Origin of the sequence: Burkholderia sp. (assembly GCF_018375725.1) — a bacterium.
Taxonomy (GTDB): domain Bacteria; phylum Pseudomonadota; class Gammaproteobacteria; order Burkholderiales; family Burkholderiaceae; genus Burkholderia.
On sequence record NZ_JAHACR010000110.1, the window covers coordinates 1 to 12,010 of the forward strand.

The following is a 12,010-nucleotide window of genomic DNA, read 5'->3' on the forward strand; positions in this document are numbered from 1 at the left end:
CGGCTGCGACGAGAACGGGACGATTTCGTAGAAAACGTACTTGCCGTTCTCCTGCGTTACCTTCAGGCGGGCGTAGTACTTCCCGTCGGCGTCCAGCGCCGAGTACGTCCCAACGAGGCTCTCCGGAGCCTGCGAGACCGATTCGTCTTTGTGCGAACACGCCGCGAGAAGCGCGACAACGACCACCATCAGCAAATTCTTCATGCTTGTCCTCTTCTTGTCGAAATGCGGTGATGGCGATGACCATCATTCCCAGTTTACCGAAGAGTGATCTCGCCTCAAGCGGCCTCGGCTACCTCAAGGATCGCCTGATCGATCACATTCACGGGAGGTGACACGCGCAGTTCCGTGTCGAACTGGCGAGCTCTCGCACGAAGGCTCGGCTCTGCATCCCGATATTCCTGCTCCTCCATGAGGATCGGGTGCCCGGTCTGAGGGTGAATCACGAGCCAGCGGTCGGAAATTGCAGATCTGGCCGATTTCAGGATCCGCCGGACTGCCGGCGAGCCGATCCGGCGCCGAATATTGACCCACGGTGAACCGGTCCATTCGGGCGACTGGCAGATCCGGTAAGCGAACTTTGTCGCGACCGATACGATCGCGGCCGACTCAGGCGCACATCGCGTGATCTCCCACTCCCCCATGTTGAATGCCAGGTTGAGCGAGATCATCCCCGCAAACTTCCACAGTCGTTCGACGTTCTCCTCTGTCAGATCGGTATCGAGGCCGGCCCGCGCATGCATGGGACGACCACCGTTGGACGCGATGGCCTCGGAGTCGGCTGATATCGCACGGGGCAGCTCGGATTCACTCTTCGAGAAGGAAGCTCGCGGAGCGCAGTAGCCCACCACGTCGTAGTACTGGCTGACACGGTCAAGTACCATCGTCGTCACACGCCGGACGTCGATCACGTTGGTACGGTCAGCCATTGCAAGCGCGGCGCGCACCCGCGTGGTATCCAGCCGCGTCATGCGCCCGAAGTGCAGCGCTTTCTCGAGCGTCGGCAACGACGACATGGGGAGATTGGACGGTTGTTCCCGAACGGGCATTGAGATCCTCGGTACGTGCCGCTATTGGCTCTAAACAATCGCCTTCCATTGGACAGCGATCGCGGAGCGCGAGATAGCGCAAGACGTGGCCTAACCGCGTACTCTTTCGGTCCCGGAGTTATTCCCGCGTACTTGGAGCGAGCGGCACGCCGCATCGAGCGATCGGAAAAGCCCGGTGCTGAACTCATTCAGTTCAAGCACCATGTGCTTCTTCCTGACCTTCAACCCGCCTTCCAATATCCAGCTCTGGCGCGTCGCGCCGGTAACCGTGAAGGCGCGCACCTGCGTCGGCACTCCCTCAATTTTCTTGCCAAGATTATCCGTCGGCATGAAGTTGAAGCTCGCTGCGTATAGAACGTCCATGTAGATATGAGAAGTCCAGACTAGACGTGATATCGGCATAGGTCTGGAGAGGTTTAGACAGAAGATTGGTTCGCTCGTAGAATGATTTCCTACAGGAACTTTCAGCGCCATACCGCGTTGTGCGGCCGGCTCACCACTCGGATGAAAAAACGCGGAATCGGCCGGAAACGGACACCACCGACGGCGTCTCGGGCACTCGCCCCGATCATCGGATCCTTTCCTATGTCTCAGGAGCGAATCTCGATCGCTACCGCCTGGCACATTGCACTCGACCAGATCAAGCGGGGTACCGGGCGAAGAAACGAAGTGGAGATCGTCGCGGATGCGCTGAACCTCGCTCTAATCCTCTGCGAACGGGGACATTTCCCGCATCTGATCGAAAATGTGAAAGAGGCTCAGGAGGCTTTTGTGGGCTGGCTGGACAGTGGCCCACGCCGCGGGAACTGGCGCATGAGTGACGAACCTCTCGACGCCTCATGCACAGCAATTGCGGTGCTGGACGCTCAGATCGCAACGGCGCCGACCGAGGACATTCTCCTGTCTCAGCAAGAAATCCAGCGGCGCATCATGCAGGGAGATGTGAACAGCGGACAAGACAACAAAATGCAGCAAGCGGCCTGATCGGCCACTTCGCTAGCCAGGCCAAACTAACTGTCTGCCCGGCACGAATCCCTGAAGCATCGCGTTGGCGAACGCGGCAAATTCAGGATCGGCATGAAGCGTCCGGTAGAGATCCATCAGATTCGGGTGGGACTTATCAAGCATCAGCTGGGCGATCAGCCCCGATGCCCGACGCGTCGCTTCCGCCTCGAGATAGACAGGCACGGCCTTTTGCAGGAGCTTCATCAGACCATCAGAGTCCTCGCGCCACACTTCGACGAAGTTAAGTGCGACCGGCTCACCAACAGTAAAATCGACGCGGTTCCCGTTGCGGAATTGAAGGGCAACGTTCGCGGCCCCCTTTTTCAGTTCAATCAGATCCACCACTGCCTCCATCGTTGTTCGAGACCAGACGCCAGATCCACTTCGACGTCAGCATGACCCACCAGATAGCGCCTACCACGCCGCCACCCGCCGCGGCGAACCAACCAAAGCGATCCACCGGCTGTTGAGCCGCGCATGCCACGACGACCAGGCCAATCGCGCCGCCGCCCCCGAACGCAACGGCCGCAATGGGACCGAGAAGCGGGCTTTCTTCACTCGACATACCCTGCACGATCGCCATGACAAGCAGCATGCAGAATGTAACGACCACCACACTGCCCTCGATCGTGCCAAGCGCGATCCCTAGGATGAACACGCTGACGAGGCAGCATAGCGTGCGCAGACTTTGCGCCGGCGTGCTGAAACACTGCTCGCGGGTCGCCTTCGCGATATTCGATAGCTTGCTCGTAACCATCATTGCTCCACGCCGGGCATTAGGTATTCCCAGGGTTGCGGCCGTAGATCACCCGGAAGACGCAGCGGATGTTCCGGATAGCCGCTTTCAGTCAGCCGCAGCAAATGGAGTGGCAGGCCGAGCCGGAGAATATCCCGGAACCGTGCGTCCATGAGGCGACGCGTCTTTGCCTTCCCTTTTGGCGTACCCCACGCCGCGATCAGCATGCCACCATGGGACAGACAAAATTCTGCGGCGACGCGCAGCGCTTCGTCGGCCATCGGACCGATCGGATCATCCATTGCTGCCAGGTTGTCCGCATCAGTAGCAATGCCAGTCGCCGCGTTCACGAAGATCAGGTCGCTAGCCCCGACGCAGGCCGCGAACGAAATACCGCGCCGCACGGTTGGGTCGTTCGCGACAAACCCGGCCCGGCTGGGGTTGTGGAGGATGAATCCGACCGGGACTCCGAACATGGCGAGTCGACGCCGCAACCAGACCCGATGTTGTGGGTCCGAAAAATGGGCGTTTTCCTCGACCCAATCCGGGATCTCGACTTCCATAGATGGTTTCATGGCCTTGGGAGGTGCGCTGTAGCGGTTCCGATCACCTTCGGCTCCTCACTTCTTGATAGGAAGCATTCTAGCCGATGGCTCCGCTCAGGGGGGCGCCGATGCTGAACATAGGGCATCGTTGCTGCCCCCAAATGTGGGCGTCGATTTCGACGTATAGGTAAGCCGATCCTGCGAGTTCGGCGCGATGCAAGAAAAAATCCCCGGGGGAAAAGCCGGGGATTGCGTACGACTCTTAATACATCGACGGGCCGATTACTGACCCGCGCCGACTACAGGCGTCGTTTGCGGCACGTAGCCCGGCCCCGTGACGAGCGCGAGGCTTCGCTGGTTCGTCGACACCTTGGCGTCGATGTTCGACACGTAGCCGTTGTAGGCCGTGCAGGCGCCGCCCGACGTGAAGAGGTTGGGCTCACCCGGTGCCAGCGGGAAGCGCGTGAAATACGGCGTGTAGTTGCCGCTCGCGCAGTCCGCGTGACCGTACTCCCACAGCATAAACTGGTGCATGTCCGCATACGGCGGCACGTTCGCGTTCGCCGCTTCCAGCGTAGCCAGCGTGTACGTAGCCGACGTGTTGAACGTGCCACTCTGCCACTGGCCGATGTTAATGGCCGTACCGTTCGGCAGCGTCGTCGATGCTTGGCCGGTCAGTTGACTCTGCGAGAGCACTTGCTCGACCACCGACGACGGCAGATCGTATTTGACACCGTAGGCTTCGACGGCGTTCAAAGCGTCTGCGTAGGCGTTCAGCGTGTCGCCCGACGAGCCCGGCACCAGCGCGAGGTAGTCAACGCCCGCCGTATTCGTGTCCTGCGGGAGAATCGAGTCGCTGAACCCGATCAGCGGCAGCACCATGCCTGCTGCGCTCGTGTAGGCGTGCGCCAGCGTGCCGCCCGTCGAAGCCACCTGCGTCATGCGCTGCGAAGCGACATGGCTGAGCGGCGTAATCACGAAGTTGTCGAAGGCCGTCGTGATGTACGGCGTCACGAGTTCCAGCGAACCGTTCGTCTGAGTCGTCTTGTCGGCCGTCGAGGTGAACGTGCCGCCCGTTGCCACGAAGCGGACATAACTAGCCGTCGCATACGGCGCCTGATTCAGCGTCATGCTGAACGTGCCGTCCGTGCCGGTCGTTGCAGTGCCAATGAGCGCGCCGTTCGAGCCGTCCGCGTTCACCAGATATGCGGCCACGGTCGCGCCGCTCGTCACACCGCTGTTGTACACCTGGCCGGTGACCGTCGTGGTCGACGCGCCGGGCGCTTGCTGATTGGTGTACGGGTTCAACGGAACCTGCGCTGCCGGCGTCGAGCTCGCGCCGCTTGCGGGGGCCGCGCCGCTCGAGCTGCCGCCACCACCGCCGCCACCGCACGCAGCCAAGGCCGCAGAAGCAATCAAAGAAGCCAAAATCAGGTTCTTCTTCATGTTCATGTTCTCTCCGGGTTTGAAGTCCAACTGAGTTCAGTATCTCAGGTCAGACCGCGGTTCCTAGCCCCCTTAAACGCGGGCATCGCATGTGAGGACATAGAACTCCAGCGCGGCCTTGTGGCCTGGCTCGTCGGAATCCCTCATCCGAATTTCAACTGGTGACTTATCGGCTGTTTTCCTGAATTCTTTAATTCCTGTCAGGAAAAGGTAAGAGTCCACCGTGGCTCGCGCCCCGACGCCTACCTCGGCCATGTTCTCGGACCACCCTTCATCTTTTTCGCCTTCAGCTCGGCGCGGCCGATCCGGATGCCCTGATAAAGCGCGAAGATGCCCGTGAGGATCGCCCGCATGGGCACGTTGCTGAGGTAGGTGTAGTACGCGGACATCGCGAGAAAAACGGCCAGCCACACCAGCCGGTACTGCTGCCGGTACAAGAAGTAACTCGCTACAAGGGCCAGGCTGGCGATGATCTCGATCGCAATATCCATCCGGGAATAGTGCAGCAACGACATATCCATCTCGTACTCCAACAAATCGGTCTTTATAGTGGCCGCCCTCCAGGGCGCCCGATCACTGTTCAAACTGCGCAGAACGCGGATGCAGCAGCCTGCAATCTGTCGGTGACATCTTTGCGCACAACTTGTCCAGATCCACGTGCGTGCCGGCGCGAATCACGCCTTCCTTGCCCTTGAGGCCACGGTAGACCGCGCGGTATTGAAACCAGCCATCCTGTGCCCGGACGAACCAGATCTGCCCGACATGACCCGCCTGATCCGGGCGGATCAGGCCCAAGTCAACGGCCACCGCCGGAGACATCACGCCGTCAGCCTGTTGCTCGAACCGGACCTGGTGGAAGAGCCACATGGCAATTCCCACCCCGATAGCCAGGGGAATCAGCCAGCTAACTGCCGTTCTGACGGTACGCAGCGCTCCGCCCTTATCGTTGACGCTTCCGCCCGCCTGCAGCACCGCTCGTTTTTCCATCTGGATTCAGAACTCGAATGGCTTAGCCGATCATGGCGCGGTCGAGATAATCGGAAGCACGGTCCTGGACGCACGCTCCGGCTCCACGACGAGGATCTTCCCTTGTGGGAATTCCTGCCGCTGAAGCGCCTTCGGCCACTCTCGGACGTCAGCCCCCTTGCCCGTGAACTTGACCCGTTCGCCGGCACGTGTCGGGAAATGACCCATCTGCTTCATGAAGAACGGAATGCCCGCATCGCTCGCCTGCTCCGCCAGCGATTCGGCCCACTCCAGCTTGTACTCGCGTGGCTTACGGCCTTGGCGGCTCTCCCCCTCCGTGATGATCCAGTTCAGGGTGTCGATCGCACGCTTGCCCGCGTGCCGCCCACGTCCAATCGGGAAGGAAAGGTCGAGCGCCCCGAGGCCCGGCCCATGGCTGATCCCCTTGACAACAGCATCCAGTTCGGAAAGTTTCGGGACGTCACGCTCGGCCTCCTCTTGGTTCACAACCGTCGAGATGATCCAGACGTTCGGATAGCCCGTGCCCCAATCCGCCGGCAACATGCGTTTTGCATTCCCGATCCGCTTCGTGACCAGCAGCCATGTCAGATTCGGCGTGCGTGCGAACAGGCTCCACGCATCGGCTCTCCACTCGTCCGGCACTTCGTTGTCGAACATGTCCGCCTGCGTGTTCCAGAACACCGGCCAGAAACTACCCGCGGCGGCCGCCTGCCGGTTCCATGAGTCCGCCTTCTTCCAGTTCGACAACGCCGTGCGGTGCCGCGGTGCGCCTGGCCCCCAGTGTTTCCCGCCATGAAACCGGAGATCGCCTGCCATTGCGTAGCACGCATCGCAGCCCGGACTGATCTGCGTGCAGCCGATCCAGCCATTCAAGCTGGATTTCACATAGGAAATGCCCGTTTCGATTGCCATGTCCGCCTCGCCTATCTTTTCGCGCCCGCGCACCTAATCGACGCGCTCTGTCGCTGCCCCGAAGTTGAACAGAACCCCGGCCTGCCAGAAAGCTGAATAGAATCCGCATTCAGGGGGTGTTTCCGCCGGCACGTCTGCTGTTGTGAACCGCTACATCAGGCACTCCTCCGGGGATTCAATGATCCGAGCATCCGCCAGCATCGTCTTGAGGTTCCCAGCCAGCGGCGAGATGTCGAGCCATTGCCGGGCCCGTGTCATCGCCACGTACAGCAAGCGCGTCTCTTCTTCTGTCAGCTCGATCCGGTTGGTTTCCTTGTCAACGTAAAATTTGAAATCCCCTTCAACGCGGACGGAGTCGAACTCCAGCCCCTTCGCCTTGTGCGCCGTGCTGATCGTGATGTCCGCATGCCGATCCGGCACGGACGCTCGAACCATCTCCTCGAGCAGATCCGGGCCGTGGTCGTCGATTAGTTTCACGTAGGGAGCGATCTCCCGGCCCGCGAAGCTCTCGGCGTAGTCCTGGACCTCCATCCAGTCGCGGAACAATGCCAGCGACTTCGGCGAATCCGGCGACACGCCGCACATGAGTTGACGCGCCGCCTCACAAAAACTCCGGATCTCGGAGATGTTGGCCCGTAGCGCGACCCGCCGCCCCGCGCGCAGTTCGTCGGCCATCTGCGCGACGGCGGTTGCATTCGTGCGGCATAGGACGGCTTTCACGGGGATATCGATGTCGGGCGTCTCGTCGATCACGACGGAGTGGATCGAATCCTGCCCTCTGATCGGCGTCGTCTCCCCCAGCTTTCTAAGCACCAAGGACGACACATCGGCAATGCTCTTTCCGAACCGGAAAGATTCGGTGAGCCACGTCTCCGGCGCTTCGACACGCTGCATCGCGTCGACGCTGCCTCGAAACTCCATGATCTGCTGGTGCGGATCCCCGGCATAGATGACCTGCGCGTGGTACTGAGCTCCGAGAATCGACAACATCACGTCATCGCTGTCCTGAGCCTCGTCGAGCAGGATGTATCGTGCTTCGATCTCCGGTTCGGACAACTGCCAGATCTTCAAATAGACGTCGTGATTGATCCTATATGGGCTCGTCGGGCTCTGGAACTCTGCCCACAGCGCCTGCACGTACGGCATCAATTCAATCTGCACCTGCTCCATCGCCTCCGGCACGATCACCGGATTCCAGTCCAGATGCCGCTGGGATGGGGCGAGATCAGCCGACTTGCAGAATCGGGCTACTGCATCGTTCACCATCTGCGCGAGGTGATATCCGGTCAACTCGACCAAGCGCCCCATGATGTTCGGCACGACAATCGGCTTGAAACCCATCCGGACGCCGAGCAGCTCGATCGTTTCGGTCGTGTTGTTTATCTTGTCCGTGATGCCCGGCGGCAGGCTCCGGTATGCGAGTGCGTGGAATGTGCTGCACGTTACGGACTTGGGCAGCTTCTGCCGAGCCTCCGCGGCGTTCTCCCGACCGAAGACCAGATAGACGCCACGGGCCTTGCCCTTGGTCGTCGCGATCATGTTCAGCAACGAAGTCTTCCCCGACCCCGCTCGCGCAATGACCTTGAATGAGGCGCCAGTCATGGACAGGTCGATGGCCGCGCCCTGTTCCAACGTAGGCTTGAGTTTCATCATGCCGGTTCGGGCACGTGATTGCGGAGAAACGACTTGAACGCTTTGGCGTCCATCGGCTTACCGAGCAGATATCCCTGAACCTGATCGCACTGGAGCTCGCGAAGCTTTTCCAACTGACTTCGCGTCTCGACACCCTCGGCAACAACCTGCATCTTTAGCGTGTGGGCCAGCCCGATGATGGCCGAGACGATCGCGTATCCCTCGTCGCCGTGATCGTCCAGCCCGCGTGTGAAAAAGCGGTCAATCTTCAGCTGCCGCGCACGGAATCGCTGCAAGTACGCGAGGCTCGAATAGCCGGTACCGAAATCGTCGATGGCAATATCGAACCCAGCCGCCTGAAACTCCCGAATGCTTGCCGAAGTTTCCTCTGCGACTTCCATCGCCACCGTTTCTGTGATCTCGAACATGAGCCTGTGCGCGTCAAGTCCATGGTTCTCCACGATGCTCTTGACCGCCTGGACCAGCCCCTGCTGTTTTAGCTGCTGGGGCGACAGGTTCACGGCAAGGCGAACCGGCGGTAAGCCTTCCCGGTCCCATTCCCGGATTTGAATGCAGGCCTGCTCGACGACCCAGGTCCCGATCTGGTTGATGAGGCCCACGCTCTCCGCAACCGGAATGAATTCGAGAGGAGGAACAACACCGAGGTCCTGATGTGTCCACCGGATCAACGCTTCTGCACCTTCGATAGAACGACCGTCGCCACCGAACTTCGGCTGGAAATGCAGCCGGAATCCATCACTCTCAATCGCGTCCTGAAGCGCGTGCTGGATCTGCAAGCGCCGCAGGGGGATCGCCTGCATGTCCTGCTGATAGATCCGATAAGCGTTACCGCCCGCCGATCTTGCGGCGGACATCGCTCGCCCGGCATTCTTGAGCAGGACATCGGCCGTATCGCCGTCTATGGGCCCGACCGCCACCCCGATTGATACCGTGACCCGAAGGACGTTGCCCGTATCGACGCGAATTCCCTGTCGAGCATGCGCCACGAGCTTCCGCGCGAACTCGAATACGTGTTCTGAGGTTGAGTCCGGCACTGCGATCGCGAACTCGTCGCCCCCGATCCTGCCGACCGCGCAGCCTGGAGGCGCTACGCTGATCAGCCTAGCGCCAAGTTCACGAAGTAGGCTGTCGCCCAGCGCGAACCCGTATGATTCGTTGAACACCTTGAACGAGTCGATGTTGATGTACAGCACATGCAGATTGGAATCCTCGGCACGCGCTTTGTCGATGTCGCTCTGCACCCTGCGGTATATATTGCCTCGGTTCGGTAGAGACGTCAGATCGTCGAATAACGCGAGAGTTCTCAGCCGCCGGCGGGCTTCGTCCAGTGAGGACGTCAGGTTCATGCGTTCGCGCTCATGCCGGAACTCGAGGATCGAAAGGGCCAGCGTGAGGAAGACAACAAAGATGGAGATAACGATGACGGCATATCCGCTGCGATCCGGTTGGAAAGCCTGAATCGCACGAGAGGAAGCGTGCGGCGGGACCTTGACGGCGCATAGCGCGATGTAGTGACTGCCACCGATTGCGGTGCCGATCAGAAGGCTGGCAATGGCACGGCGGACTATCGACAGGTGGGGCCCCGCTCCTATCAGTCGAATGCGGGCCGACAGTGCCGCTGTCGTGGCAGCGATGGCCACAATGACCGCACATACAAACACCACCTTGGAAAATTCGACGTGCGGCTCGATCCTTAGCGACTGAACTCCAAGAAAGCTGACCACGGAAATCCCGAGGCCTGTCGCAAGCCCGGTCATAGTGATCAGGCGCCGGGTCTGATACGGCCGGGTTGATACCTCGAGCGTCAAACCGGCGATCCCCAACGCTACGAGGAACGACTGGGCGGTTATCCACTCGCTATAACCGACTGGAAACGGAAGCGTGTACGCTAGCATGCCGATGAACTGCGAGGCCCAAAGTCCTGTCGCGAACGCAAATGTGCCGAGGGCCAGCCATCGAAGCCTGGTGGCGCGGTCTCGCGCCGCCCGGATTCGGCCGCTAATGTCCAGTGCCGTGTAGGACGAGAAGGCGGCAACGACCATCGACATCGCGACGAGGAGGGCATTTTGCGTACCGATCACCTTCAGTCCTTATGCGGCATATCGAACCTCTTCCAAAGCGGGATTCATCTGGAAGCCTTCGAACTGCTCAAAGTGCGTTGCGGAACCACGGATGTACTGCAACATCTTTTCGGCCATTGCCCAACGCCGGCCGAGACGTTCGGCCGCCAGCGCTGTCTTGCCGGTTCCGCCGAACGTATCGACCACGAGATCGCCGGGTTCCGTCAGGAAGCGGATAAAGAAGTCGGGCACGCGGGTCGGCATCATCGCCCCATGCAACGGGAGTCCGAGCTCGTTCGCTCGCCGGCGATATGCGCGCGTGTCCGCGCAGCCGGTACCGATCTCAATGACGTTGGTCGGCAGGCGCCCCTCGGTCAGCGTGCCGTACTGCCCGGGCCGATGAACCTGCGAGCCGTCTCCATACGACGCTGAGTGCTGGATGCCGCCGCTCGTCATTAGCTTGATGTGCCGGTCGGTGTGCGGCAGCAACACGCGCCGATTGTTCGATCGGACCTTCTCCGGGTCGTTGCAAAACCAGTAGCAGAACTCGTAGCCGGTTCGAAGCTGGATCGGATGTTTGCACGCCCACTGAGTGGGGCCCGGCGCCTTCGCCGACTTCCAGATCACGCGATCCATGAGAACAAGACCGAGACGATCTTCGAGCGCGCAAACGAGGCGTTCGAGATACGTCGAGCGTGCAGGCTTGCCTTGCACGAACGAGTCGTTCGACAGGTTGATGACCAGTGAAGCGCCCGCCGCCATATGCAGCATGAGGGGGCCGAGCGCGGAGCAGATGAAGTCGATGTATTCCTGCAGTGTCGCCGGATTCCCGTACGCTCGTGGCTTGGCCAGAAGAAACGGCGGCGACGTGAAAATCAGGTGGATCGGCTCGTCTAGCCCGGCAAACGCATCCCGGCAATCACCGAAGATCGCGACGCCCAATTTGGTCGAAAACGCGATGAGACGAACCGCACGTCCAGCCTCGTCCATCTTGCGACCGGCCGACTCGGTCAATTGCCAGATGCCGCGCTTGCCTGCGACCCGCTCGATGACTCCCATGCGCTTGAGGTCCTGCTGTCGCCAGCGCAGCACATGCGCGAGCGTCAGATACTCCTTGCCGTCCCGGCCGATTACACCCTTCTTCTGGAGCTCGCCAGGGTCGATGTTCGCGCGCTCGGCCACCGCCTGGTAGAACTCGGCGTTCGTCAGCCGTCCGTTGGGGGCGTCGGCGTAAGCACTCGCGGCGTGAGAGAAGAGGTCCAGTTGCATCGCTTGAAATCACTCGAGGGAAAGACGCACGTCTTGGCGTCGACAACCTCAGCATGCCCGGGTCATGGCGTATTTCTAGGTCTTCTGATAACGGGGTGCTTTACCCCGCAACACGCCGATTGGGCCAGAAATTCCTATCTGGAGCCACTTCGAAATAGTGCGTATTCGCCGGTCCTTTCCCTCGTAAAGAGAAGATCCAGCGAAAAGGAAATTGGGGTTCGATTGTTTCCCGGCGCGAAGCAATGAGGGTGTCTGCTCCGCGTCAGTTTCGCGTGACGACGCCGGCGGCAGGGTTCTGATTGAGTGCGACGTTCGCCGCAATGAGGATGCGCCGCGCCATGTCAGGAT

At 60.5% G+C, this 12,010-nt stretch carries 14 protein-coding genes; 1 reads left to right on the top strand and 13 read right to left on the bottom strand.

Annotated elements, in window-relative coordinates; all coding sequences use genetic code 11:
- From KH616_RS13595 to KH616_RS13605, 3 genes are all read right to left on the bottom strand, one after another.
- A partial coding sequence (locus KH616_RS13595) for a hypothetical protein (RefSeq protein WP_292245265.1) occupies nt 1–204 on the bottom strand: 204 nt, incomplete at its 3' end.
- A gap of 74 nt (nt 205–278) precedes the next feature.
- Entirely contained in the window at nt 279–1,016 is a 738-nt protein-coding gene (locus tag KH616_RS13600; protein ID WP_292245267.1) for a hypothetical protein, read from the bottom strand.
- A 123-nt stretch (nt 1,017–1,139) separates the two neighbouring features.
- Entirely contained in the window at nt 1,140–1,412 is a 273-nt protein-coding gene (locus KH616_RS13605; protein ID WP_042974388.1) for a hypothetical protein, read from the bottom strand.
- Nucleotides 1,413–1,634: 222 nt separating this feature from the next.
- Between KH616_RS13605 and KH616_RS13610 the strand changes: the two genes are divergently transcribed.
- A complete protein-coding gene (locus KH616_RS13610) occupies nt 1,635–2,033 on the top strand; it encodes a hypothetical protein (RefSeq protein ID WP_042974390.1) in 399 nt (132 codons plus the stop codon).
- A gap of 12 nt (nt 2,034–2,045) precedes the next feature.
- Here KH616_RS13610 and KH616_RS13615 read toward each other — a convergent pair whose 3' ends face one another.
- The 10 genes from KH616_RS13615 to KH616_RS13660 all read right to left on the bottom strand — a co-directional run bounded on the left by KH616_RS13615 (nt 2,046) and on the right by KH616_RS13660 (nt 11,662).
- Nucleotides 2,046–2,396 (bottom strand): hypothetical protein, encoded by a 351-nt coding sequence (locus KH616_RS13615; protein ID WP_285518670.1) that lies wholly within the window; start codon nt 2,394–2,396, stop codon nt 2,046–2,048.
- Entirely contained in the window at nt 2,383–2,811 is a 429-nt protein-coding gene (locus KH616_RS13620) for a hypothetical protein (RefSeq protein WP_021158858.1), read from the bottom strand. The genes KH616_RS13615 and KH616_RS13620 overlap by 14 nt, the downstream gene beginning before the upstream one ends.
- The gene (locus KH616_RS13625; RefSeq protein WP_292245270.1) at nt 2,811–3,353 is read right to left on the bottom strand and encodes a DUF1643 domain-containing protein; all 543 of its coding nucleotides are present in this window, start codon (nt 3,351–3,353) and stop codon (nt 2,811–2,813) included. The genes KH616_RS13620 and KH616_RS13625 overlap by 1 nt, the downstream gene beginning before the upstream one ends.
- A 264-nt stretch (nt 3,354–3,617) precedes the next feature.
- Entirely contained in the window at nt 3,618–4,787 is a 1,170-nt protein-coding gene (locus tag KH616_RS13630; protein ID WP_021158859.1) for a hypothetical protein, read from the bottom strand.
- A gap of 236 nt (nt 4,788–5,023) precedes the next feature.
- Complete coding sequence (locus KH616_RS13635; RefSeq protein WP_292245273.1) at nt 5,024–5,302, bottom strand: hypothetical protein; 279 nt, start codon at nt 5,300–5,302, stop codon at nt 5,024–5,026.
- A gap of 52 nt (nt 5,303–5,354) precedes the next feature.
- Complete coding sequence (locus tag KH616_RS13640) at nt 5,355–5,768, bottom strand: hypothetical protein (protein ID WP_292245275.1); 414 nt, start codon at nt 5,766–5,768, stop codon at nt 5,355–5,357.
- 30 nt (nt 5,769–5,798) lie between these two features.
- Complete coding sequence (locus KH616_RS13645) at nt 5,799–6,680, bottom strand: DUF5131 family protein (protein WP_292245277.1); 882 nt, start codon at nt 6,678–6,680, stop codon at nt 5,799–5,801.
- A 150-nt stretch (nt 6,681–6,830) separates the two neighbouring features.
- Nucleotides 6,831–8,333, bottom strand: coding sequence for a 3'-5' exonuclease (locus KH616_RS13650; protein ID WP_292245279.1), 1,503 nt, complete (start codon nt 8,331–8,333; stop codon nt 6,831–6,833).
- Nucleotides 8,330–10,414: an EAL domain-containing protein gene (locus KH616_RS13655; RefSeq protein WP_292245281.1), complete on the bottom strand. Its 2,085-nt coding sequence runs from the start codon at nt 10,412–10,414 to the stop codon at nt 8,330–8,332. Before KH616_RS13655 ends, KH616_RS13650 begins: the two co-directional genes overlap by 4 nt.
- A gap of 9 nt (nt 10,415–10,423) precedes the next feature.
- The gene (locus KH616_RS13660) at nt 10,424–11,662 is read right to left on the bottom strand and encodes a site-specific DNA-methyltransferase (RefSeq protein WP_292245283.1); all 1,239 of its coding nucleotides are present in this window, start codon (nt 11,660–11,662) and stop codon (nt 10,424–10,426) included.
- Between the last annotated feature and the right edge of the window lie 348 nt (nt 11,663–12,010).